The sequence below is a fragment of the Sphingobium sp. DN12 genome, assembly GCF_051058005.1.
In the GTDB taxonomy this organism is placed as follows: Bacteria; Pseudomonadota; Alphaproteobacteria; order Sphingomonadales; family Sphingomonadaceae; genus Sphingobium; species Sphingobium yanoikuyae.
The window spans coordinates 3,146,382-3,172,132 of record NZ_CP173717.1 but is presented as its reverse complement, the minus strand read 5'-3'; the positions used below and the strand labels follow the sequence as shown (position 1 = coordinate 3,172,132).

The 25,751-nt window shown below is 64.3% G+C and carries 15 protein-coding genes and 1 tRNA gene; 1 reads left to right on the top strand and 15 read right to left on the bottom strand.

The window, feature by feature from the left end; genetic code table 11:
* Nucleotides 1-24 precede the first annotated feature (24 nt).
* From ACI6S0_RS14900 to ACI6S0_RS14870, 7 genes are all read right to left on the bottom strand, one after another.
* Nucleotides 25-1,287 (bottom strand): efflux RND transporter periplasmic adaptor subunit, encoded by a 1,263-nt coding sequence (locus ACI6S0_RS14900; RefSeq protein WP_434403545.1) that lies wholly within the window; start codon nt 1,285-1,287, stop codon nt 25-27.
* A 3-nt stretch (nt 1,288-1,290) separates the two neighbouring features.
* The gene (locus ACI6S0_RS14895; RefSeq protein WP_434403544.1) at nt 1,291-1,704 is read right to left on the bottom strand and encodes a hypothetical protein; all 414 of its coding nucleotides are present in this window, start codon (nt 1,702-1,704) and stop codon (nt 1,291-1,293) included.
* Between the two features lie 388 nt (nt 1,705-2,092).
* Complete coding sequence (locus ACI6S0_RS14890) at nt 2,093-2,743, bottom strand: TetR/AcrR family transcriptional regulator (protein WP_434403543.1); 651 nt, start codon at nt 2,741-2,743, stop codon at nt 2,093-2,095.
* Between the two features lie 51 nt (nt 2,744-2,794).
* Nucleotides 2,795-2,868, bottom strand: a tRNA-Gln gene (locus ACI6S0_RS14885).
* A 243-nt stretch (nt 2,869-3,111) separates the two neighbouring features.
* Nucleotides 3,112-7,368, bottom strand: a complete 4,257-nt coding sequence (rpoC, locus tag ACI6S0_RS14880; protein WP_004208472.1) for a DNA-directed RNA polymerase subunit beta' — start codon at nt 7,366-7,368, stop codon at nt 3,112-3,114.
* A gap of 79 nt (nt 7,369-7,447) precedes the next feature.
* Nucleotides 7,448-11,605, bottom strand: a complete 4,158-nt coding sequence (rpoB, locus tag ACI6S0_RS14875; RefSeq protein ID WP_004208471.1) for a DNA-directed RNA polymerase subunit beta — start codon at nt 11,603-11,605, stop codon at nt 7,448-7,450.
* 310 nt (nt 11,606-11,915) lie between these two features.
* Complete coding sequence (locus tag ACI6S0_RS14870; RefSeq protein ID WP_434403541.1) at nt 11,916-14,243, bottom strand: arylsulfatase; 2,328 nt, start codon at nt 14,241-14,243, stop codon at nt 11,916-11,918.
* Between the two features lie 102 nt (nt 14,244-14,345).
* Between ACI6S0_RS14870 and ACI6S0_RS14865 the strand changes: the two genes are divergently transcribed.
* Complete coding sequence (locus ACI6S0_RS14865) at nt 14,346-15,230, top strand: LysR family transcriptional regulator (RefSeq protein WP_434403540.1); 885 nt, start codon at nt 14,346-14,348, stop codon at nt 15,228-15,230.
* Here the strand turns inward: ACI6S0_RS14865 and ACI6S0_RS14860 are convergent.
* The 8 genes from ACI6S0_RS14860 to hflK form a co-directional block, all read right to left on the bottom strand.
* Nucleotides 15,223-16,563, bottom strand: coding sequence for an aminotransferase class V-fold PLP-dependent enzyme (locus ACI6S0_RS14860; protein ID WP_434405955.1), 1,341 nt, complete (start codon nt 16,561-16,563; stop codon nt 15,223-15,225). The two genes, ACI6S0_RS14865 and ACI6S0_RS14860, sit on opposite strands and share 8 nt — an antisense overlap.
* A gap of 87 nt (nt 16,564-16,650) precedes the next feature.
* Entirely contained in the window at nt 16,651-18,030 is a 1,380-nt protein-coding gene (locus ACI6S0_RS14855) for a cell wall hydrolase (protein ID WP_434403539.1), read from the bottom strand.
* Between the two features lie 19 nt (nt 18,031-18,049).
* The gene (gene cysK, locus ACI6S0_RS14850) at nt 18,050-18,967 is read right to left on the bottom strand and encodes a cysteine synthase A (RefSeq protein ID WP_010338110.1); all 918 of its coding nucleotides are present in this window, start codon (nt 18,965-18,967) and stop codon (nt 18,050-18,052) included.
* Nucleotides 18,964-20,268 carry an MFS transporter gene (locus tag ACI6S0_RS14845; RefSeq protein WP_037508247.1) on the bottom strand — a complete coding sequence of 435 codons (1,305 nt, stop codon included), beginning with the start codon at nt 20,266-20,268 and terminating at the stop codon, nt 18,964-18,966. Before ACI6S0_RS14845 ends, cysK begins: the two co-directional genes overlap by 4 nt.
* 71 nt (nt 20,269-20,339) lie before the next feature.
* The gene (locus ACI6S0_RS14840) at nt 20,340-21,971 is read right to left on the bottom strand and encodes a helicase HerA-like domain-containing protein (protein WP_434403538.1); all 1,632 of its coding nucleotides are present in this window, start codon (nt 21,969-21,971) and stop codon (nt 20,340-20,342) included.
* 117 nt (nt 21,972-22,088) lie between these two features.
* Nucleotides 22,089-23,597 (bottom strand): Do family serine endopeptidase, encoded by a 1,509-nt coding sequence (locus ACI6S0_RS14835; protein WP_017500403.1) that lies wholly within the window; start codon nt 23,595-23,597, stop codon nt 22,089-22,091.
* 128 nt (nt 23,598-23,725) lie between these two features.
* Entirely contained in the window at nt 23,726-24,565 is an 840-nt protein-coding gene (gene hflC, locus ACI6S0_RS14830) for a protease modulator HflC (protein ID WP_004208464.1), read from the bottom strand.
* Complete coding sequence (hflK, locus tag ACI6S0_RS14825) at nt 24,562-25,692, bottom strand: FtsH protease activity modulator HflK (RefSeq protein WP_172438714.1); 1,131 nt, start codon at nt 25,690-25,692, stop codon at nt 24,562-24,564. Before hflK ends, hflC begins: the two co-directional genes overlap by 4 nt.
* Nucleotides 25,693-25,751: the final 59 nt, after the last annotated feature.

Sequence of the window (25,751 nt, the reverse complement as noted above, 5' to 3'; positions counted from 1 at the left end):
CCGTGTGAAGGGTGGGGCCAGTGCTTACCGGGCGAAGGTGGCCTGGGCAGCGACCGGGGCGGCGCTGTCGACCGGGGTGACGGGCGCCGGGGTCGGGGTGATCCGGGCCGGCTTCACCGCAACCTTGGCACCCGGCATCGCTGCCTGGATATTGGTCACGACCACCCGGTCCTTGGGATCGAGGCCGCTGCGGATGATGCGCAGCCCGTCGACGATCGGGCCAAGCTCGACCGGCTTCACCGCGACGCTGTCATCCTTGTCCACCACCAGCACGGTCTTGCGTGCCTGGTCGGACTGGATCGCCTCGTCCGGGACCAGCAGGGCATTGGCCTTGCCGCCATTGGCCAGGCGCATATTGCCGAACAGGCCGGGGGTCAGGAAATTGCCCGGATTGTCGAATATGGCGCGGATGCGGATCGTGCCCGACCGGGGATCTAGCCCATTGTCGGTGAAGTCGAGCCGGCCCTTGTGGTTATAGTCCGCCTCATCCTGCAGTCGCACTTCCACCGCGCCGCCATTCTCCTTGTCGCGCTGCGACTTGAGGTAGAGCGCTTCGGACGCATCGAAGTTGAAGTAGATGGGGTCGAGCTTGTTGACCGTGGTTAGCAGCGACGCGGTGCTGCCTTCGCCGCCCGACACCAGATTGCCGATGTCGACGCGGCGATCCGACACGCGGCCGGAAATCGGCGCGCGGACCTGGGTGAATTCGACGTCCAGCGCCCGGCTGCGTTCGCGGGCCTGCGCGCCGGCCAGGGCGGCCTGCGCCGCCTGCAGACGCGAGCGGAGCGAGTCCACTTCGCTGGCCGACACGGCTTCGTCGCCGGTCAGTCGCTGGACGCGGCCATAGTCATTCTGGGCCAGCAGCAGCGCACTGCGGGCGGAGGCGACGCTGGCGCGCGCTTCGGCTAGGGCGGCCTGGAACGGGCGCTGGTCGATGGTGAAGAGCAACTGCCCGTGGCGGACGAAATCGCCGTCGCGGAAATGGATGGCGGTCACCGCGCCCGATACGCGGGGGCGGATCTCGACCGTCTGGCTGGGGGCGAAGCGGCCGACATAGTCATCCCACTGCGTCACGCTGCGGGCGAGCGGCGCGGATACGCCGACCGCTGCGAGCGGGGCGGCCGCAGCCTGGGCCGACGGGCGGTCGACCAGCTTCCAGCCGATGCCGAACAGGGCGATGAGCGCGACGGCGGCGATGCCGCCATGCTTGCGCGACCATCGGCTTCCTGGTGGCGCGTGAATGTCCGACGCGGTGCCGTCGGCTGTGATCTTGGTGAACTGGTTCATGGATTAGCTCCGGGGGACGCGGGCGGTGCGGCCCGCGCTGATGGTGGCGAGCAGCAATTCGAGCTGCGCGGTGGAAAAGCCGGCTGCACGGAAGGCGGCGAGGGCGGAAAGCGACACGGCATAGCCCTTGTGCCAGGCCTCGACGGCCAGACGGCGCAGCGCTTCCAGCCGTTCGCTGGCAAGCGTGGGGCTATGTTCCTCGCCCCAGATCCACTGGCGCAGACGGGCGAAAGAGCCGGGGCCGCGCAGCGAGCGCAAACCGTCGGTGCGGGCAAGGTCGACGATCTGCCATTCCTGGGCAGAAAAGTCTGTCGCCTGTGCCTCGACACTGATGGCGGGTACGGCGGGAGTGGGGCGGGTGGCGCCGACCGCCATCTGCGGACCGGCAAGTGCCTGGGCGAAATCAAGGAAAGCCATGGCTTGTTCCTTCCTGCGATCTGAAGCGGGCGCACGGCCGCACGCGGAAAAGCGCGGGTCGCGTCCCGAAAAACTCGCCCGAAGATGCGGGCATGCGTCCTTGCGGCGCGAACGACACAAACCGTCGCGAAGAGGGCGCAAAGATGGTGAATCAGGAGGAACCCGTTACCGGGAAACCGCCCCTTTGGGTGACGCTATCGTCGACAGCGCCGATGGTGGAATTGCTGCATGATGACCTCCCTGGGCTATACACCCAGCATCATTGTGTACCGCATGGTATATATTAACGGGGGCTGTCCCGTCAACCGTCTTTTTGTACCGGGAGGTATTTTATTTGCAGTGCGGCAATTTCAAGGGGCGGACGCACGCAAAAGCGAAATAAAACCCGCTATTTGCTGGGCCACATGGTGAGGGTGGTGTCGATCAGCTGTTCCAGCCGATCGCGCGGCACGCCGGCGCCGGCCTGCACGGCCATGCCCTGGATCACCGTCGAGAGGTAACAGGCGAGCGCCTGCGGCTCGACTCCGGCGGGCAGGTCGCCCTCTGCCTGGGCGCGTTCGAACCGGTCGAGCAGGGCGCGGTCGGACGAGGCACGACGGGCCAGCACCTCGTCGCGGATACATTCGGAATGGGCGGTGCCGCCGACCGAACTGATGACGCCCATGCACCCCTGCGGATCTTTGTTGCCGGTCTGGATCGCCAGCGATCCGCGCAGCATGCGCTCGGCCACGGCCTTGGCGGTCGGTGCCTCCAGCGACGACTTCACATAGCAGAGTTTGTCGCGCTCATAGAGGTCGAGCGCCTTGCGGAACAGGGCTTCCTTGTTGCCGAAACAGGCATAGAGGCTGGGCTTGGTGATGCCCATCGCTTCGGTCAGTTCCGCCAGCGACGCGCCTTCATAGCCGCGCCGCCAGAAGACCTGAAGCGCAGCCGCCAGGGCTTCCTCGGGATCGAACTCCCGCGGGCGGCCCCTGCCACTCTGTGTTGCCGTGATTTCCATACCGACCGGTATATAGGGATGATGGCCTTCGACGTCCATAGGGCGCGCGACATCATCACTAGTCAGCTTTTATCTGATGGGGGGAAGATTTGGATGCCCGACAAGGATTCGAACCTTGATTGACGGAGTCAGAGTCCGCTCTCTTACCATTAGAGGATCGGGCATCATCAGCAGGGCTTGCCCCGCTTGGGAGGCCGCAGATAGGCGGGGATTCAGAGTCGGTCAAGCGCTTTGTGCAGCCTTTCCGCAGTTTTTTGTCGATCCTCCCGATCGCTGACCGGCTGCCTTCACCGGACAAAGAAAAGCCCGCCGGATCATCGCTGATCCGGCGGGCAATATGTCGGTCTCTCTCAAAACCGGGCTGGGAGCCGCTCCCGATGTAGGAAGCGGCTCCCGCCTTTTCAAAGTCAGTCCATGTCCTGCGTGGTGAAATCATCACCCTGCACGGCACCCAGCGGATCGTCGCCGATCGCGGCTTCCGGACCCTGGGCCAGTTCGGCCGCATGTTCCTCGGCCGCGCTCTTCGGCGCGATCAGGTCGACCTGGGCCGAAGCGCGCAGCGCGGCCCGCATCGCCGCGTCACGCGACGAGGCGGCAACGCGCAGGCGGTTCATGCCGGCACCGGTGCCCGCCGGGATGAGGCGGCCGACGATGACGTTTTCCTTCAGGCCAACCAGCGTGTCCTTCTTGCCCTGGACCGCCGCTTCCGTGAGGACGCGGGTGGTTTCCTGGAAGGATGCCGCCGAGATGAACGAACGGGTCTGCAGCGAGGCCTTGGTGATGCCGAGCAGCACCGGCTTGCCGGCAGCAGGGGCGAAGCCCGGCTGCAGCTTGCTGTTGATCTCGTCCATTTCCTCGCGGTCGACCTGCTCGCCGACCAGCAGGGTGGTGTCGCCGGACTCGATGATCTCGACCTTCTGCAGCATCTGACGAACGATCGTCTCGATGTGCTTGTCGTTGATCTTCACGCCCTGCAAGCGATAGACTTCCTGGATTTCGGCGACCAGATATTCGGCCAGCGGCTCGATGCCGAGCACTTCCAGAATGTCGTGCGGATCGGGCGAACCACCGATCAGGTTGTCGCCACGCTTCACGTAGTCGCCTTCCTGAACGTCGATCACCTTGCTCTTGGGGATCAGATATTCGACCGGCTCGCCGCCATCCTCGGGATTGATGGCGATCTTGCGCTTCGCCTTGTAATCCTTGAGGAACTGCACGCGGCCCGAGACCTTGGCAATGATCGCATTGTCCTTGGGCTTGCGGGCTTCGAACAGCTCGGCAACGCGCGGCAGACCACCGGTGATGTCGCGGGTCTTGGCCGCTTCACGGCTGACACGCGCCAGCACGTCACCGGCCTGAACCTCGGCACCATCGTCGACCGACAGGGTCGCACCGACCGCCAGCATGTAGCGGGCGGCTTCACCGCTATTGTCGTCCATCAGGGTCAGGCGCGGACGCAGATCTTCCTTCGTCCGGGCGGCACCACGATGCTCGATGACGACGCGCTGGGCGATGCCGGTTGCTTCGTCGGTCTGTTCGGTCAGCGTCTTGTTGTCGATCAGGTCGACATACTTAACGATACCCGGCTTTTCCGTGATCACCGGCATGGTGAAGGGATCCCACTCGGCGAAACGGTCGCCCTTCTTCACGGCATCGCCATCTGCGAACAGGATGGTGGCGCCATAAGGCAGGCGGTGCGTTTCGCGTTCGCGACCTTCGCTGTCGATGATCGCGACTTCGCCGTTACGGGCGAGCGACAGGCGACGACCATTCTTGTCGGTGATGGTCGGCATGTCGCGCAGCTCGATCGTGCCGTCCGACAGGGCTTCCAGGTTCGACGTTTCGTTGAAGTTCGCCGCGCCGCCGATGTGGAAGGTACGCATGGTCAGCTGCGTGCCCGGTTCACCGATGGACTGCGCCGCGATGACGCCGACGGCTTCACCGATGTTCACCGGCGTACCACGGGCGAGGTCACGGCCGTAGCACTTGCCGCAAACGCCCATGCGGCTTTCGCAGATCAGCGGGCTGCGGATCTTCACGGCCTGCGTGCCGATCGCCTCGATCTGGGTGATCATGGCTTCGTCCAGCAGGGTGCCGATCGGGATGATGACGGTGCCATCCTTGCTGTCGACGATATCCTGCGCCGTGGTACGGCCCAGAATGCGCTCGCCCAGCGAGGCGATGACCGAACCACCCTGAACGATGGCCTTCATCTCCAGCGCCTTTTCGGTGCCGCAATCATCCTCGACGATGGTGCAGTCCTGCGACACGTCGACCAGACGGCGGGTCAGGTAACCCGAGTTCGCCGTCTTGAGCGCGGTGTCGGCCAGACCCTTACGGGCACCGTGGGTCGAGTTGAAGTACTCGAGAACGGTCAGACCTTCCTTGAAGTTCGAGATGATCGGCGTTTCGATGATCTCGCCCGACGGCTTGGCCATCAGGCCGCGCATACCGGCCAGCTGCTTCATCTGGGCCTGCGAACCACGGGCACCCGAGTGCGCCATCATGTAGATCGAGTTGATCGGTGCCAGACGGCCGGTCTTGGGATCCTTGGGCTGGGCACGGATCTCGTCCATCATGGCGTTCGCGACCTGGTCGCCGCAACGGCTCCAGGCGTCGATCACCTTGTTGTACTTTTCCTGCTGCGTGATCAGACCGTCCTGATACTGCTGCTCATAATCCGCGACCAGTGCCTTGGTCTCGTCGACCATCGTCACCTTGCTGTCGGGGATGACCATGTCGTCCTTGCCGAAGCTGATGCCGGCCTGGAACGCGTGGCGGAAGCCCAGCGACATGATGGCGTCGGCGAACAGCACCGTGTCCTTCTGGCCGGTGTGACGATAGACCTGGTCGATGACGTCACCGATTTCCTTCTTGGTGAGAAGGCGGTTGACGACGTCGAAGGGCACCTTGTGCGACTTGGGCAGGCATTCGCCCAGCAGCATGCGACCCGGCGTGGTCTCGAAGCGCTTCATATACTGCTGACCATTTTCGTCGGTCTGCGGCACGCGGCTGATGATCTTCGAGTGCAGGGTGACCGCCTTGGCATAGAGGGCCTGATGGACCTCCTGCATGTCGGACAGCAGCATGCCTTCGCCCGGCTCGCCTTCGCGTTCCATCGACAGGTAATAGATACCCAGGACCATGTCCTGCGAGGGAACGATGATCGGCTTGCCGTTGGCGGGCGACAGGATGTTGTTGGTCGACATCATCAGCACGCGCGCTTCCAGCTGGGCTTCCAGCGAGAGCGGCACGTGGACGGCCATCTGGTCACCGTCGAAGTCGGCGTTGAAGGCCGAGCAGACGAGCGGGTGCAGCTGGATCGCCTTGCCTTCGATCAGCACGGGTTCGAACGCCTGGATGCCCAGACGGTGGAGCGTCGGCGCGCGGTTCAGCATGACCGGGTGCTCGCGAATGACTTCGTCGAGGATGTCCCAGACTTCCTTGCGCTCCTTCTCGACCCACTTCTTGGCCTGCTTCAGGGTCATGGACAGACCCTTGGCGTCGAGGCGGGCGTAGATGAACGGCTTGAACAGTTCGAGCGCCATCTTCTTGGGCAGGCCGCACTGATGCAGCTTCAGCTCCGGACCGGTCACGATGACCGAACGACCCGAATAGTCGACGCGCTTGCCGAGCAGGTTCTGACGGAAGCGGCCCTGCTTGCCCTTGAGCATGTCGGACAGCGACTTGAGCGGACGCTTGTTGGCGCCGGTGATGACGCGGCCGCGACGGCCGTTATCGAACAGGGCGTCGACGGCTTCCTGCAGCATGCGCTTTTCGTTGCGGACGATGATGTCCGGCGCACGCAGCTCCATCAGGCGCTTCAGGCGGTTGTTACGGTTGATGACGCGGCGATACAGATCGTTGAGATCCGAGGTCGCGAAGCGGCCACCGTCCAGCGGCACCAGCGGGCGCAGTTCCGGCGGGATGACCGGCACGACGTCCAGGATCATCCATTCGGGGCGGTTGCCCGATTCCAGGAAGCTCTCGACGACCTTCAGCCGCTTGATGATCTTCTTGGGCTTCAGTTCCGACTTGGTGACGGCCAGCTCGTCCAGCAGCGCCTGCTTCTCGCCTTCCAGGTCGAGATCCATCAGCATCTGCTTGACGGCTTCGGCGCCGATGCCGGCCGAGAAGGCGTCCTCGCCATATTCGTCCTGCGCGTCGAGCAGTTCGTCCTCGGTCAGCAGCTGATATTTCTCCAGCGGGGTCAGGCCCGGCTCGGTGACGATATAGCTTTCGAAATAGAGGACGCGCTCAAGCTGCTTGAGTTGCATGTCGAGCAGCAGGCCGATGCGCGAGGGCAGCGACTTCAGGAACCAGATGTGGGCAACCGGCGCGGCCAGTTCGATATGGCCCATGCGCTCGCGGCGGACCTTCGACACGGTCACTTCCACGCCGCACTTTTCGCAGACGATGCCCTTGTACTTCATGCGCTTGTACTTGCCGCACAGGCACTCATAGTCCTTGATCGGACCAAAGATGCGGGCGCAGAACAGGCCGTCACGCTCGGGCTTGAACGTGCGATAGTTGATGGTTTCCGGCTTCTTGATTTCGCCGAAGGACCAGCTGCGGATGCGCTCCGGGGAGGCGAGGCCAATCTGGATCTGGTCGAAGGTTTCCGGCTTCTGGATCGGATTGGCGAAGTTCGTCAGTTCGTTCATATCTCAAGTCCCTCTAGAGGGTGTAATTTTCGGGCGAAGCAGGGGAGGGGGCGCTGCCGGAGCAGCGCCCGCGCATCCCTTATTCCGCCGCAGCCGCCATGCCGTCGTCGTCAATCTCGTCCATCGCGGCGAGTTCGACGTTGAGGCCCAGCGAACGCATTTCCTTGACCAGCACGTTGAAGCTTTCGGGAATGCCGGCCTCGAACGTGTCGTCGCCCTTGACGATCGCCTCATAGACCTTGGTGCGGCCGACCACGTCGTCCGACTTCACCGTCAGCATTTCCTGCAGCGTGTAGGCGGCGCCATAGGCCTGGAGCGCCCACACTTCCATTTCACCGAAGCGCTGGCCACCGAACTGCGCCTTACCGCCCAGCGGCTGCTGGGTGACGAGCGAGTAGGGGCCGATGGAACGTGCGTGGATCTTGTCGTCGACAAGGTGATGCAGCTTCAGGACATATTTGTAGCCAACGGTCACCTTGCGGTCGAACACGTCGCCGGTACGGCCGTCGAACAGCGAAACCTGGCCGGATTCGTCCAGGCCCGCCAGCTTCAACATCGCCGAGACGTCGGATTCGACAGCACCGTCGAACACCGGCGTCGCCATCGGCACGCCTGCACGGACATTCTGCGCCAGCTCGACGATCTGCTCGGGGCTGCGCGCCTCGATTTCGGCGACATAATTGTCGCCATAGATCGTCTTGAGCAGTTCCTTCACCGCCTCGGGGGGCTGGCCCGCCTCGGGGTTCGGATTGGCTTCACGCCATGCGTCCAGAGCCTGGCCGATCTGGGCGCCCAGGCCGCGTGCGGCCCAGCCCAGATGGGTTTCGAAGATCTGACCGACGTTCATGCGCGACGGCACGCCCAGCGGGTTCAGCACGAAGTCGACGGGGGTGCCGTCTTCCAGGAAGGGCATGTCTTCGGCCGGCAGGATGCGGCTGATGATACCCTTGTTACCGTGACGACCGGCCATCTTGTCGCCCGGCTGCAGCTTGCGCTTCACCGCGACGAACACCTTGACCATCTTCAGCACGCCCGGCGGCAGCTCGTCGCCGCGCTGCAGCTTGTCGACGCGATCCTCGAACTTCTCGACGATCAGCTTCACCGCTTCGTCATACTGGGCCTTGACGGCTTCGATGCCGGTCTGACGGACATCGTCCTCGACCGCGAACTTCCACCATTCGTGACGCTCGACTTCGCCCAGCAGAGCCTCGTCGATCACAACGCCCTTCTTGACACCCTTGGGGGCGGCAGTGGCGGTCTGGCCGATCAGCATTTCCTGCAGGCGGTTGAAGGTCGCACGGTTGAGGATGCCGCGTTCGTCTTCACGGTCCTTGGCGAGACGGTCGATTTCCTCCCGCTCGATCGCCATGGCGCGTTCGTCCTTGTCGATGCCGTGACGGTTGAAGACGCGGACTTCCACGACGGTGCCGGCAACGCCCGGCGGCAGACGCAGCGAGGTGTCGCGCACGTCGCTTGCCTTCTCACCGAAGATCGCGCGGAGCAGCTTTTCTTCCGGGGTCATCGGCGATTCACCCTTGGGGGTGATCTTGCCGACCAGGATGTCGCCCGGCTCCACTTCGGCGCCGATGTACACGATGCCCGCCTCGTCGAGGTTGCGCAGCGCTTCTTCACCGACGTTCGGAATGTCGCGGGTGATGTCTTCCGGACCCAGCTTGGTGTCGCGGGCCATGACCTCGAACTCCTCGATATGGATCGAGGTGAAGACGTCATCCTTCACGATCCGCTCGGAGATCAGGATGGAGTCTTCGTAGTTGTAGCCGTTCCAGGGCATGAACGCGACGAGCACGTTGCGGCCCAGCGCCAGCTCGCCGAACTCGGTCGACGGGCCGTCGGCGATGACGTCGCCGGCCTGCACCAGTTCGCCCACCTTCACCAGCGGACGCTGGTTGATGCAGGTGTCCTGGTTGGAGCGCTGGAACTTCTGCAGCGTGTAGATGTCGACGCCCGACTGGCCGGGTTCGACATCGCCGGTGGCGCGGATCACGATACGGGTCGCGTCGACCTGGTCGATGATGCCGGCGCGCTTGGCGGCGATCGCCGCGCCCGAGTCACGGGCCACGGTGCCTTCCATGCCGGTGCCGACGAACGGCGCCTCGGCACGGACCAGCGGCACCGCCTGACGCTGCATGTTCGATCCCATGAGCGCGCGGTTGGCGTCGTCATTTTCCAGGAACGGAATGAGCGAGGCCGCGACCGACACCAGCTGCTTGGGGCTGACGTCCATCAGGGTGATGTTGTCGCGCGGCGCCATCAGGAATTCGCCGGCTTCACGGGCGGAGATCAGGTCTTCCGCCAGCGTGCCGTCGGCATTGGTTTCGGCGTTGGCCTGCGCGATCGTGTGCTTGGCCTCTTCCATCGCCGACAGATAGACGACGTCGTTGGTCACCTTGCCGTCGATCACCTTGCGGTACGGGGTTTCGATGAAGCCATATTTGTTGACACGGCTGAAGGTGGCCAGCGAGTTGATCAGACCGATGTTCGGGCCTTCGGGCGTTTCAATCGGGCAGATACGGCCATAATGGGTCGGGTGAACGTCGCGGACTTCGAAGCCAGCGCGCTCACGGGTCAGACCACCCGGCCCAAGGGCCGACACGCGGCGCTTGTGGGTGACTTCCGACAGCGGGTTGGTCTGGTCCATGAACTGCGACAGCTGCGAGCTGCCGAAGAATTCACGCACCGCGGCCACGGCCGGCTTCGCGTTGATCAGGTCGTTCGGCATCACGGTCGATACGTCGACCGAGCTCATGCGCTCCTTGACCGCACGTTCCATGCGCAGCAGGCCGACGCGATACTGGTTTTCCAGCAGCTCACCGACCGAACGGACGCGACGGTTGCCGAGATTGTCGATATCGTCGATCTCGCCCTTGCCGTCCTTCAGGTTCACCAGTTCCTTGACGACCGCCAGGATGTCCTCGACGCGCAGGGTGGTGACGGTGTCCTCGGCATCCAGGTCGAGGCGCATGTTCATCTTCACGCGGCCGACCGCGGACAGGTCATAGCGTTCCGGATCGAAGAACAGGCCGGCGAACAGCGCTTCGGCGGTTTCCTTCGTCGGCGGCTCGCCGGGGCGCATGACGCGATAGATGTCGCTCAGGGCCTGGTCGCGTTCTTCGGCCTTGTCGGCCTTGAGCGTGTTGCGGATCCAGGGACCGGTGGTGACATGGTCGATGTCCAGCAGTTCCAGGCGGTCGATGCCCGCCTTGTCCAGCTTTTCGAGGTTTTCGGGGCTGACTTCGTCGCCGGCCTCGATGTAGATCTCGCCGGTCTTCTCGTTGATGAGGTCATAGGCGCTGTAGCGGCCATAGACTTCCTCGGTCGGGATCAGCAGGGTGGCCAGGCCATCCTTCTCCGCCTTGTTGGCAGCGCGCGGGCTGATCTTGTGGCCGGCGGCGAACACGACTTCGCCCGACTTGGCGTCGACGATGTCGAACGCGGGCTTCAGGCCGCGCCAGGCTTCGGCGGTGTAGGGGATCTGCCAGCCGCCTTCGCCACGGACGAAGGTCACCTTGTTGTAGAACTGGCCCAGGATTTCCTCGGCGGTGAGGCCGAGCGCGTACAGCAGCGCGGTGACCGGCAGCTTGCGCTTGCGGTCGATACGCACGTTGACGATGTCCTTGGCGTCGAACTCGAAGTCGAGCCACGAGCCACGGTACGGAATTACGCGGGCAGCGAACAGATATTTGCCCGACGAGTGGGTCTTGCCACGGTCATGGTCGAACAGGACGCCCGGCGAGCGGTGCATCTGCGACACGATGACGCGCTCGGTGCCGTTGACGATGAAGGTGCCGTTCTGCGTCATGAGCGGCATGTCGCCCATGTACACGTCCTGCTCCTTGATATCGAGGACCGAACGGGTTTCGGTGTCGGCATCGACCTCGAACACGATCAGGCGCAGGGTGACGCGCATCGGCGCGGCATAGGTGATGCCACGCTGGCGGCATTCCTCGACGTCGAACTTGGGATCTTCCAGCTCATAATGGACGAAGTCCATTTCGGCGGTGCCGGCGAAGTCGCGGATCGGGAAGACGCTGCGCAGGGTCTTTTCCAGGCCCGACACATAGCCGATCGCGGGGTTGGAACGGAGGAACTGTTCGTAGCTCTCCCTTTGAACTTCGATCAGGTTCGGCATCTGCACCACTTCGTGGATGTCGCCGAACACCTTGCGGATGCGCTTCTTAGCGCCGGTGTTGATCGTTGGGAGAGCCTTGGTCGCCATGCGGTTCCTGCCTGTCGTCTGTTCGTCGTGTTTTTCCGCATTGCAACGGAAATTCAGTCCGGATGCTCTGGAATCCGGGGTGATTCGCACCCCATATTCCACGCAAAAAAGTGCGGGCCGGGACTGTCCGATCCGCACTGTCAGCGTCTTGTTGCCCGCCAAACTCGCCCAATTCCGCCGGTTTCGTGCGCCATGCGAACCGGACCCCGAGCGATGAGGGGGACGGACCGTCCCATCCGGGGAGGACAGGAACAGACCGATTTCGAACCGCCCATATAGGAAAAGCGGGCGGCTTTGTGAAGGGGCAGGATCAATCCATGTCGATCGTCAGATGGCGGACATCCCCTTCCAGCCGACCATGGGGTGTCGCATAGTCGATGACGGCCACGCCAATGTCCTGGCCGATGTCCAGCGTCTCGCCGTTGCCAGCCGGCATCAGGAAGCTGACCGGCAGCGAAAGCTGCGCCAATTGTGTTTCGCCGGAACTGAGCGTGACCTCTGCCGGCTTGCCAAAGCCGCTGGTGACAAAGCGCAGCCGTATCGACGTGCTGCCGGCGGGAAGAGGCTTGGCCGCTGCGACCCGTGCAACCTCCTCGGGCTTGGTCGACCGGGCGAAGACGAAGCTCGGTCGGCCATGGTCGAGATGGAGGCTCCAGCCGCCGAAATGGCTGCCCAGCGCCATGATGGCGCCTGATGCGTCCGGCTTGTCGAGGTGCAGTTGGGCAGTGATGGAGAAGGATCGGCCGACCAGGAAGGGCTGGCCGACCGCTGGCAGGCTGATATCCTTGCCCCAATATTCATAATGGCGTCTGCCGCCGCCGATAAAGGCCGCCATGCCTTCCGCCCGGCCGGCGCCGAAACGGTGATCCAGCGGGAAGACCTGGTTGCGTTCGGCCTCCGCCTGCCATGTGGCCTGCATCGCCTTGAGCCGGTCGGGCTGCGAGGTCGACAGGTCGGTCGACTGCGAAAAGTCGCGTTCCAGGTCATAGAGCGTCCAGGTGACGGGGGGATTGGCGCCGCCCGGTGGCATCGCGGCCCAGGGCGCACGGCCATCGTCCATGCTGGCAAACCAGCCATCCTGATAAAGGGCAGCCTTGCCCCCGATCTCGAAATATTGGGTACGCGGCGCCTTGGGCTGGCACTGGCTCAGGCTGGGGAGCAGGCTTTTCCCATCGATCGGCTTCTGCGTGATTCCGTTGACGCTCGTCGGCGCGGGCAGGCCGGCGGCTTCCAGCACGGTCGGCACGATATCGTTGAGATGGCCGAACTGCGCACAGATGCTGCCCGGCTTTGCGACATGCCCCTTCCAGGCCATGATCATGCCGTTGCGAATGCCGCCCAGCATCGACGCCACCTGCTTGGTCCAGCGGAACGGCGTGTCCATCGCCCAGGCCCAGCCGGCGGGATAGGTGCCATAGGTCATGGGTCCGCCCATGCGGTCGATATTCGATGCCAGCCATTGCGGGCTTTCATTATGGCGCCCGACCGTCTGCATCTCGTTGACGGTGCCTTCGACACCGGCTTCGGCAGCGGCGCCATTATCGCCCAGTATCACGCTGATCAGCGTCGTCTCCAGCAGGCCCATGCGCTCCAGTTCGTCGAGCACCCGGCCGAACTGTTCGTCCTGATAGACCAATTGCGCAGCAGCGACCTCCATCGTCCGCGCGGCAAAGGCCCTTTGTTGCGGATCGAGGCTGTCCCAGGCGGGAATTTCGGCCGGCCGGGCGGTCAATTGCGTGCCCTTAGGAAGGATGCCCATGGTCAGTTGCCGGCGATAGCTTTCCTCCCGCATGCGGTCCCACCCCTGGTCGAACCGGCCCTTGAAGCGGGCGATATAGTCGGCGGGCGCCTGATGCGGGGCATGGGTGGAGCCGGGCGCATAATAGATCAGGAAGGGCTTGTCGGGCGCGGCTGCCTTCTGGTTGTGGACATAGCGGATGATCTCGTCGGCCAATCGCTTGTCGAGCAGGTCGCCCTTATTCTCCTCCGGCGCGACCCGGCTGATCCCCCGGAACAGGGTAGGGGAATATTGATCATTATCCCCGGCGATGAAGCCATAATAATATTCGAAACCCCGGCCGGTGGGCCAGTTGTCGAACGGTCCCGCCTCGCTCTGCTCGCTCTTGGGCACATTATGGTCCTTGCCGAACATTGCGCTGTTATAGCCGTTGAGCCGCAGCATCTGGGCAATCGTGGCGGTGTCCGGTCCCATCCGGCCCATATAGCCGGGGAAGCCCGCCGGCAGGTCGCTCAGATAGCCATTGCCCGCAGCATGATGGTTGCGCCCGGTCAGCAGCGCCGCGCGGGAGGGCGAGCAGATGCCCGTGGTGTGGAAGCGGTTGTAACGCTGGCCCATGGCCGCCAGTCGCTCGAAATTGGGTGTGGGCACCGGGCCGCCAAAGGCGCTGGACATGGCAAAGCCGACATCGTCGCTCATGAACAGCAAAACATTGGGCGCGCTGGCTGGCGCGCGAACCGGCTGCACCGGCATCGGGCGTGAATTGGCGACATCGGGCGCAATGACCCCGTCGAAGGGCGCGGGGGGAATCGGCAGGGTGGTGCGCACCGTCTGCGCCGGGCTGGCGGCGGCGATCATCAGCGCAGCGGCGCCGGCGCTGGCATAGAGGAATGCGTGCATGGTCTCTCCCTGTCGTCCGTTCAGGAACGGTTGGCTTAAGGGTGCTGTGTGTGACGCATATCGTCCAATGCATATTGGATGCGATTAGGATAACATTTGTGCATGGATATTCTTCGCCTTCGCCACATCCTGACCGTCGCGCAGGCCCGCAGCTTTTCGCGAGCCGCCGAGCAGCTCAACATCACCCAACCGGCGCTCAGCCGCTCGATCGCCGCGTTCGAGACGCGCTATGGCGTGCGGCTGTTCGATCGCAGCCGCAGCGGGGTGATCCCGACCGCGATCGGCCGCCAGATCATCGATCAGGCGCGCGATCTGGTCGGACTGGCATCAGGTATGGATCGCGACCTGCGGCTCCTGGCACGCGGTGAGGCGGGAGAGGTCGCGATCGGCTTTGGGCCGTTGATGGCCAGCCTGCTACTGCCCGATCTTGGCGCCTATGTGCAGCGCACCCGCCCCGGCCTTCTGCTGCGGACCATGATCCGCACGCCCGACCAGTTGGTCCAGGCGCTGATGGACGATCAGATCGAACTGATCTTCGGCAATAGTTGGCCGCTGGCCGATGTGCAGGGGCTCAGCGTGCAGATGGTTGGGGCGATCGAGGTCGGATTGCTGGTGCGCAGCGGGCATCCGCTGGCCGGGCGCACCGGGCTTGGTCGAGCGGATCTGGGGCCTTTTGCCATTGCCAGCGCGTCCGATCTGGTTCTCGCCGGCTTGCCGGACATGACCGGTGCTTTCATCTGCGACAATTTCCATATCCTGCGGGATCTGACGCTGCGCTCGGACGCAGTCTGGGTTGGGGCGCCGGCGGCGGCGCAGGCCGACATCGCGGCCGGTGCGCTGGTCATGCTCGATCTGGTTGACCGCCCGCCCATACAGAGCGAGATCGCGCTGGTGCGACGGGCCGGCCGGTCGCTCTCACCCGCCGCAATCGCGGTGACGGACGAAGCCCGGCGCTTGCTCGCACAGGCGGCGGACCGTCTTAGCTGAACAGTTTCCGCTCCGCCCTGATCGCCGCGACCAGCCGGTCCAGCTCGGCGCTGCTGTTGAACAGGGCGGGCGTCACGCGCAGCACTGGCCCGGATGCAAGCCCGGCCTTAGCCACCACCAGCAGGCGATATTTGTCGAGGAACAGCTTGGCCGCCTGTTTGGCGCCATCCGGGCCTTTCATCCCGGACAGGCGGAAACCGGTGACGGCGCCGAAGCGGCCGACCTCCTGTGGCAGCAATATTTCCAATCCGGCGATGTCGCGAACCCGCTCGACCCAATAGTCGCGCAGCCGGACGAGATGGCGATATTTCGCCTCCAGTCCGATCGCATCCTGCACCGCGATCGCGCGCGGGATGGTCAGGCGGGCGGCGAAGTCGACCGTGCCGGTCGGGATGCGCGCGCGAATATCTTCCGGCCCATGGATGCGGTTGCCGAGCCAGGGGGAAATGTCCTGCAGCCGGTCCTTGCGGATATAGATGCCGCCGGTGCCGAGCGGTGCTGCGAGCCATTTGTGCAGCGAGAAGCCGATGAAGTCGGCGCCCGTGTCCTCGACCGTGAAGGGCAGGTGGCCGACGGCCTGGGCGCTGTCCAGGATCACGTCGACACCGCGCGCCTTGGCCATGGCGACGATCGCCTTGACCGGCGGCACCAGCCCGTTGCGGTTGGACAAATGGGTGAGCAGCAGCAGCTTCGCGCGCGGCGTTTCCTTCAATATCCTGTCATAGGCGGCCAGGATATTCGCTTCCGTATGCGGCTCGGGCAGGCTGAAGCGAACGATGCGGGCGCCCCGGCTCTGCTCCAGATAGTCGCAGGCATATTGCATCTCGTCATAGTCGACATCGGCATAGATCACCGCGTCACCGGCCTTGAGTAGCGCGTAGTTGGCGATCAGCGCATAGAGCGCCTCGGTGCCGCCGCCCGACAGCGCGATCTCCTCGGTCTGCGCGCCGAGCAGCTTTGCCACGGCCGCGCGCGACCGGTCCAGCTCCGTATCGCGCGGATGGCCGGGCGCGGCATTGCGCAGGAACAGCGAATTGTTGCGGTTGACCCATTGCGAATAGGCGCGATAGCTGGCCGCCACCGGCCGGGTCATCGCCCCATAATAGGCCGCGTCGAAGGTCGCGAAATCGCGCTCCACGTCATAGAGGGGCAGCAGTGCGCGCTGTGCCGCCTCGAAATCCGTCATGTTGCCGCTGAAGCGGAAGGGGGCCTCGTCGGGCCATCTGTCGGCGGTGGCGGAAGATGCTACTGCGCCGTCGAGCGCGATTCCAGCCACAAGGGTAGCGCCCAGCGCGTTTCTAGCTCGTCCAAGAAAGTCCCGCCGCGTATCCATCATATCCTCGGGCAATGTGGTATTTTATACCATAACGTTGTTCAGATGAGAATCCGCAACGCCATTCGATGTTTTGTTCCGCTTAAGTCACGAGCCAGAAGGGAGGGGATGGGTCGCGATCGTTGTCTCTGACGCTGGTCCCCGCTCGCTCTTTGTCGAAATCGGCGGCGGCGTGATTTTTACCGTCTCAAACCGCTCTTTGCGTCGTACGCCGCTAAGCTGCGGGAGTTGGGTTGCTGTTGGCGGCATCACGACGGGTAACCGATCACGCATGCATTCGCTTTTGTTGGAGCGAGGGGTGGCGGTGCAATTCCATAGCGCGCGCTGCAAACCATTCTGGACATCATGGATATAGGAAAAGCGCATCGACATCAGATTATCGAGTGACAGCGGCAGTTGCTTGGGCGCGTCGCTTCCGACCCAACCCATGATCCGGCATTGGGGACGACCTGCGCAAAAGGTTTGCGCACTCATCGGCCAACTGTCGGGGCGGCTACCACGCGGCAGTTCAACTAGGAAACTGCGCGCGTCGGCGAGAGCGATCAGGCGTACGCCAGCAATGCTTTTGCCGATCAGGTCCAGCCCGATCGCCTGGCGAGCTTGCGCTACAATCGCCTCGGCACTGTCGCCTACGGGTGTTAGCCGGCCGGGCAGGGGCAGGGCGCCGCCCAGATGTGCCGGGGAGAACCGCCCGATCTTGGCGATCAACGGCTCACTACCTTCATCGCCGCGACGAAAGGCCGGGGGAGTGCCCCACCAGCCGCGCCAGCGAAAGAAAAGGTGCGGACCAACTGCTGTGATCTTGTCGAGGCTGCTGCTCCAATAGGGCACGACCCAGTCGGTATGATAATGGGTGGCGTAGCCGATCGGCTGGAATACCTTGCCCGCCAATGCCGCTTGTGCGATCTCGCGCGCCCTTTCCCAAGCTGCGGTGGAGGGCATCCGGGCCAGCGCACCGTCACAGGTGAAGGTGAATTGGCAGCCTGTAGCCCGTTCCTGTCCTTGAAACACAACGCCGCATACAGTCTTAGGGAAGGCGGGGTGGCGAACGCGGTTCAAAACCACCTGGGCGACCGCTTGTTCGCCCTTCGCGTCGTCTCCTGCTTCATAAAACTGCGCGGCGGCAAGGCAATCTGTTGCTCGAGCAAGGTCGATCGCTGATCCGCGGAAGATGAAAGGCAGAGCGGCGGGATTGGGATCGGCCGAAAAGGGGATCTTGGCGTTGAGATCACGGGCCTGATTGGCGTCGAGCGTAAATATCTCGACCGGTTCGACCTTCGGCGGCGGCAGAACAGGGCGATCTCGTCGGGACGCTTTATTTGCGTCCATCGTGCCGGAATGTAGGCCATTTTCGGCGTATGGCCGGCTTTCCCAGCCAGCCACTGCCATGGGCAGGCCGACGAACAGCAACAGCCATATCAGCCACATCGCAGGATGTGGCTGGGGGAAGGGAGTGTTGCTGCTCATGCCTAGTGCGTGCGTCCGTTTATTCGGGCAGGAAGTCGGGCACCGAGAGATAGCGTTCGCCGGTGTCATAATTGAAGCCCAGAACGCGGCTGCCTGCCGGCAGTTCCTTCAGCTTCTGCGCGATCGCGGCGAGCGTGGCGCCCGACGAGATGCCGACCAGCATGCCTTCCTGGCTGGCGGCGCGACGGGCATAGTCCTTCGCATCGGCCGGATCGACCTGGATCACGCCATCGAGAATCTGGGTGTGCAGGTTCGCCGGGATGAAGCCCGCGCCAATGCCCTGGATCGGGTGCGGGCCGGGCTGGCCGCCGCTGATGACCGGCGACAGGGTCGGCTCAACCGCATAGACCTTGAGGTTCGGCCACTGCTTCTTCAGCACCTCGGCAGTGCCGGTGATATGGCCGCCCGTACCCACGCCGCTGATCAGCACGTCGATCGGCGCATCGGCGAAATCGGCGATGATTTCCTGCGCGGTGGTGCGGACATGCACGTCGATATTGGCGGGATTCTCGAACTGCTGCGGCATCCAGCTGTCGGGCGTCTGCGACACCAGTTCCAGCGCCCGTTCGATCGCGCCCTTCATGCCCTTTTCGCGCGGGGTCAGGTCGAAACTGGCGCCATAGGCCAGCATCAGCCGGCGGCGTTCGATCGACATGCTTTCGGGCATGACCAGGATCAGCTTGTAACCCTTGACCGCGGCGACCATGGCCAGGCCCACGCCGGTATTGCCCGACGTCGGCTCGATGATCGTGCCGCCCGGCTTCAGATCGCCCGATGCCTCGGCCGCCTCGATCATGGCCAGCGCGATGCGGTCCTTGATCGACCCGCCGGGGTTCGACCGTTCCGACTTGATCCACACTTCAGCGTCCCCGAACAGCCGGTTGACCCGGACATGGGGGGTATTGCCGATGGTATCGAGAATAGTGGCAGCTTTCATTGGGCCGTCTCCTGGCTGATGTCCGCCTCCCTTAAGTCGGGTGGGTCGAAAGTGCGTGCAAGGCGCAGTTCGGGAAAGAGCCGCGCCCAGAATATCGTGACGAGAATGGCACCCACGCCACCCCCGATGACCGCAGCGATAGGCCCAACGAGCGCCGCAAGGAAGCCCGATTCCGCTTCGCCCAATTCATTGGAAGCGGAAATGGTCAGCTGCGACAGGCTGGAGACGCGGCCGCGCATGGCGTCGGGCGTGTGCAACTGCACCAGCGACTGGCGCACGAACACCGACACCATGTCGGCGCCGCCCAGCACGATCAGCGCGGCGATGCCAGCCTCCACTGCGATGTCGCGCGGCAGGAAGGCGGTGCAACCAAACGCGATCGTGGCCAGGCCGAACAGGATGACCGCCGCCAGCATCTTGAGGCCGACCTGCGTCTTCATCGGGCGGAAGGAGAACCAGAGCGCGGTCAGCGCCGCGCCGATCCCCGGCGCGATCGCCAGATGGCCATAGCCGGTCGACCCGACATGCAGGATGTCGCGGGCATAGACGGGCAGCAGCGCGGTCGCGCCGGCGAGCAGCACCGCGAACAGGTCCAGCGTGATCGTCGCCAGCACCAGCCGGTTGCTCTTGAGGTAGGTGAAGCCGTCGATCATCTGCCGGATGGGATGGCGGCCCTGCTGGCGTGGCGGCTGTGGCACGGGGCCAATCATCATCATCGATATGAGGCCGACGCCGAACAAGGCCGCTGACAGTGCATAGGCGGCCCAGGGCTCGATCGCATAGGCATAGCCACCCACCGCCTTGCCGAGGATGTCGCCGGTCTGCCAGGCGACCGATGACAAGGCGATGGCGGTCGGCAGCACGGCGGGCGGCACCAGATTGGGTGCCAATGCCCCATAGGCCGGCCCGTTGAAGGCGCGGGCGATGCCGACGATGACCGCGATGCCAAATATCAGCGGCAGGCTGACCCAGCCCTCATAGGTGGCGAAGGCCAGCACGGCTGCGGCGAGCATCAGCAGCGCCAGCGTCAGCCGGGTGATGATCCGCCGGTCGAAATGATCGGCCACCCAGCCAGTCACCGGCGTCAGGAAGAAGAGCGGCAGGAACTGCGCCAGGCCGATGAGGCCAAGCTGCGCCGACGCCGCGCCCGTGCTCATCGTCTCCCGCGCGACATTATAGGCCTGCCAGGCGAGCAGGATCATCATGCTGTACTGCGCCAGCGTGGCGCAGAAACGGCCGACCAGATAGGCGCGGAAATTGCCGAAATGGAGCGGGTGGGGCGCGGCTGCAGAGGAAGACATGGCCGCGCTCTAGCCTTATCCCGTGGCGGATAGCAACGGGCCGGACATAATCGACCGGCCCCTTCCTATCCTTATTTGAACAGGCTGCCCAATATGCCGCGCACCAGCTGGCCGGCGATGCCGCCGCCCGAGGATCTGCGGCTCGATCCGCCGAACACGGCACGGCCCAGTTCATTGGCGACCTGGCGGCCGACCGAGGAGGCGGCGGAGCGGGTCGCCGACTGCACCGCCTTGTCGAAGCCGCTGGGCTTGGCCGCCTCGCGTGCGGCGGCGGCGTCGCGACGGGCCTGCTCCTTCAACTCCTGTTCGCGCTGCTTCGCCTCGACCTTGGCCTGGGCGGCGGCGGCCTTGTCGGCTTCGGCCTTGGCCTTGGCAGCCTGGGCAGCGGCAGCGGCGGCCTCGCCGCGCGCGGCCAGGATTTCCTCGGCAGATTCGCGATCGACGGCGGTGTCATATTTGCCTTCGCAGGGCGAGATCGACTGGATGATCGCCCGCTCCTTGGCATCGACCGGACCCAGACGTGACCGGGGCGGGGCGATCAGCGTGCGCTGGACCACGCCCGGCGCGCCATCTTCCTGCAACAGCGATACCAGAGCCTCACCGGTCTTGAGCTCGGTGATCGCGGTCTCGATGTCGAGATCGGGGTTGATGCGGAAGGTGTCGGCCGCGGCCTTGATCGCCTTCTGGTCGCGCGGGGTGAAGGCGCGCAGCGCATGCTGCACCCGGTTGCCGAGCTGGCCGGCAATGGCTTCGGGAATGTCGATCGGGTTCTGGGTGACGAAATAGACGCCGACGCCCTTGGAGCGGATCAGGCGTACGACCTGCTCGATCTTGTCCTGCAATGCCGCTGGCGCGTCGTCGAACAGCAGATGGGCCTCGTCGAAGAAGAAGACCAGCACCGGCTTTTCCGGATCGCCCACCTCGGGCAGTGTCTCGAACAATTCGCTGAGCAGCCACAGCAGGAAGGTGGCGTAGAGCTTCGGGCTCTGCATCAGCTTGTCGGCGGCGAGGATGTTCACATAGCCGCGCCCCTTGTCATCCACCTTCAGGAAGTCGTGGATGTCGAGCGCGGGCTCGCCGAAGAAATGGTCGCCACCTTGGGTTTCGAGCTGGAGCAACTGGCGCTGAATCGCGCCGACGCTGGCCTTGGTCACATTGCCGAAGCGGGCGGAGAGCGTATCGGCATTCTCCGCGCAATAGGCGAGCATTGCCTGCAGATCGCCCAGGTCGAGCAGCAGCAGCCCTTCCTCGTCAGCATATTTGAAAGCGATGTTGAGCACGCCTTCCTGCGTGTCGTTTAGGCCCATCAGCCGGGCCAGCAGCAGCGGCCCCATCTCGCTGACCGTGGTGCGGATTGCATGGCCCTGTTCGCCATAGAGATCCCAGAAGATCGCGGGATTGTCGGCATAGCTGTAATCGGCGATGCCGATTTCCTTGGCGCGCGAGACCAGCTTGTCGGCATTTTTGGCGGTCGGCGAACCGGCCATCGAAATGCCCGACAGGTCGCCCTTCACATCGGCCACGAACACCGGGACGCCGAGCGCGGAGAAGCTTTCGGCGATGCCCTGCAACGTCACCGTCTTGCCGGTGCCGGTCGCGCCGGCGATCAGGCCATGGCGATTGGCCCGGCGCAGGTTCAGATATTGGGGGATGCCGCCGTCCTTTTCGGGCGCGCCCAGACCAAGGAAGATGCCGTCGCTCATGGGCTTATGCTCCTCAAAAACGGGTCGGGCCGCGCCCGCCGGACTGTCTGCTCCTTCTTAGAAGGGAGGCAGGCAATCCGGCAAGCGCGGCCCGTAACGATTGTCGCTTTCGCTGACTTACTTGTCGCGCAGGCGGATGGGCAGGAACAACGGCGCCTGGCCGCGACGCAACACCTGCAGCAGGATGGCGTTGCGCCCCTGGGCCGATACCGCCTTCACCTGTGCATCCAGATCCGCCTGAGTCAGCACCGGCCGGTTGTTGGCCGACAGGATCACGTCGCCGCGACGCAGGCCCTTGGCACCGGCGTCGGTCGATCCGTCAACGGCGGTGATGACGATGCCGCGGGTGTCGCCGGCAACGCCCAGCTGGCGGGTGATGCTGGGGGTCAGCGGGATGGCGGAGATGCCCAGCGACTTCTGGGCCGCCTGGGTGTCGCTGCCCTGATCGCCCTGCTGGCTGAAATCATCATCCTGCTGCTGCGCGAAGTTGTTCAGTTCGTCTTCGCTCGGGCGCTCGCCCACGACCGCGTTCAGGGTCATGCGCTGGCCGTTGCGCAGCAGCACGATCGGCACGCTCGACCCGATCTTGCTGTTGGCGACGATCGACGACAGATTCTGGTCCGGCGTGACTTCCTGACCGGCGACGCTGACGATCACGTCGCCTGCCTTGATGCCGGCCTTTTCAGCGCCCTTGCCAGGCTCGACGCCCTGCACGAACTCGCCACGATTCTTCGCGAGGCCCAGCGAGTCCGCCATATCCTCGCCCAGCGGGCTGATCTGCACGCCCAGATAGCCGCGCTTGATGCTTTGGCCCTGGCGCAGCGTGTCGACGATCGGCGCCGCCTGTTCCGAGGGGATGGCGAAGCCGATGCCGACATTGCCGCCCGAAGGCGACAGGATCTGGCTGTTGATGCCGATCACATTGCCGCGCATGTCGAACATCGGGCCGCCGCTATTGCCCTGGTTGATCGACGCGTCGGTCTGGATGAACTTGTCATAGGTGCCACCGGTGCCGCGATGCACGGCGGAGATGATGCCAGCGGTCACGGTGCCCGACAGGGCGAAGGGGTTGCCGATCGCGACGACCCAGTCACCCACGCGCGCCTTGGTGCTGTCGCCGAACTTGACGAAGGGCAGGGGCTTCTTCGCGTCGATCTTGAGCACGGCGAGGTCGGTTGCGGGATCGCGGCCGACCAGCTTGGCGGGATATTCTTCCTTGTTGGTCATGGTGACCGTGATGCTGTCGACGCTGGCGCCTTCCGCACCGGCCGACACAACGTGATTATTGGTCACGATATAGCCATCGGCCGAGATCAGGAAGCCCGAGCCCAGCGACTGGGCCTGACGGGTCTGCGGCTTGCCGCCGCCGCCCTGGCCGAACAGGTCGCCAAAGGGCGTGCCGGCGAAGGGATTCTGCACGGTGACGCGCTGCTTGGTCGAGATGTTGACCACGGCCGGCTGCAGCTTTTCGACCATGTCGGCCAGGCTGGCGGGCGCGCCGGCGGGGGCAGCGGCCTGCAGGCCTTCATTCTGGGCGGTCTGCGCGCCGACATTGGAACTGGTCGTGACGGCGATGGCGGTGCCGCCGAGCAGCAGGGCGCCGGTGATGGCATAAGCGTAACGCACTCGTGACGGTCCTCTTCAGAAATTCGGGAGCGGGAAGGGCGGGACTCTCGGGGAGCCTTATCGATGCGCCGCCCTGCCTTAACCGATATTGAATGACACTGGTTCCGTAATGATCCTGAAACCTGCTGTTAGCGGCCCTGGAACTGCTTCAGGAACTCATTGTCCTTCGACAATACCATCGTCGTGCCGCCCGCCCGATCCGGGGCGAAGGTATAACGATAGGCCTGCATGGCGCGATAGAAGTCATAGAAATTCGCGTCCTTGCCAAAGCTTTCCGCATAGATGCGGGCGGCATTGGCGTCAGCCTCGGCGCGAATGATCTGTGCCTGCTTCAGGCCCTGGGCGCGGATCGTCAGCGCTTCCTGCTGGCGCGCGGTGCGCATGCGGGTGAAGGCGCTTTCCAGCGGCGTGCCATCGGGCAGGTCGGCGCGCTTGATCCGCACATCGACGATCTCGGCGCCATATTGGCGGGCGACCCGGTCAAGCCCGGCCTCGATATTCTGCATCACCTGGCCGCGCTCGGGGCTGAGCAGCGCGGCGAAGGGCCGCTTGCCCAGTTCGTTGCGCAGCGCCGAACCCAGGATCGGGCGCAGCGCGTCCGACACCTTCTCCTCGCTGCCGGCCGAAATATACATCCGCAGCGGATCGACGATGCGGTAGCGGGCAAAGGCATCGACCTGCAGGCGCAACTGATCGGTCGAAAGCACCTGCTGGCGCTCCATCTCGACCGAGAGCACGCGCTTGTCGATCCAGACGATCTGGTCGAAGAAGGGCACGCGCAGGATGACGCCGGCGCCGGTCTTGCCGAAATCCTCGTTCGGACGATAGCGGTTGATGATCTGCTTGGGCTCGCCGAAGCGGACGATCACGCCCTGCCGGGTTTCCGGCACGATGGTGACGGTGCTGCCGACCAGGATCAGCAGGATGATCGCGCCGATGGCGAGGGCGATGGGATTGCGCAAGCTCACTGGCCTTCCTCCGTCGCATTGGCAGCCGACTGGGGTGTGCCCTGGGCGCGGCGCTTGAGTTCGGGAAGGGGCAGGAAGGGGGTGACGTTGCCGCTTTCGACGATCGTCTTGTCGACGGTGGACAGGACGCCCTCCATGGTTTCGTAATACATGCGCCGGCGGGTCACGTCGGGTGCCAGCCGATATTGTTCATAGACCTTGTCGAAGGCTGCGGCTTCGCCCTGCGCCTTGGCCGTGACCTGCTGTGCGGCGGCGCGCGCCTCGTTCAGATAGGTCTGGGCGGTCTGCTGCGCGGCCGACACTTCCTTGAAGGCGTCGTTGACGGCAGCCGGCGGATCGGCCTGCTTGATCGCCACGCCCTGGACGCGGATGCCCGACTTGTAGCCGTCGAGAATCTCCTGCATCCGCTGTTCGACCTGCTGCTCGATCTCGGTGCGGCCCGCACCCAGCGCATCGTCCAGGCTGACGCTGGCGACCACCGAGCGCATCGCGCTTTCCGCCACTTCGCGGATCGATGCGTCCGGGTCGGCCAGCTGGAACAGATAGAGTTCCGGATTTCGGATGTTCCAGCGCACCGAATAGGCCAGGTCGACGATATTCTGGTCGCCGGTCAGCACCAGATTTTCGCTCTCCGCGCTGGCCGATCCGATGTCGATCGTGCGGATTTCCTCAACATCGACCGTGCGCACCGCCTCGAACGGGGCGGGCAGGGTCAGGCTGATGCCGGGCGAGAGGGTGCGGCTATATTTGCCGAGCAGGGTGACGACGCCGCGTTCCTGCGGGCCGACCCGGTGGAAACTGGTCAGCACCAGCCACAGGACGACGACAATGCCGACGGCGATCGGCCACAGCGCCCGGCCGTTCGCACGCGGCGGCAGGCCACCGAAGCCGCCGCCCTGACCAAAGCTTTCGCGGCTCTTGCGCAGCAATTCCTCGATCGCGGAGGGAGATTTGCTCCCGGCCGGCTTGCCGGGCTGGGTCCAGGGATTGCGCGGGCCATCACTGCCCCCGCCGGACCCGTTCTTGCCCGGTCCGTCATTGCCCTCAGGCCCGTCACCCTTGCCGCCCCAGGGACCCTGGGCCATGGCGCTCGCGATGCCGGGCATCCACCCGAATAATCTTCTCATGTCATCTCTATAGGAATGGCTGCACGCGAAAAACAGTGCCCTTAACGACGATTATTGCC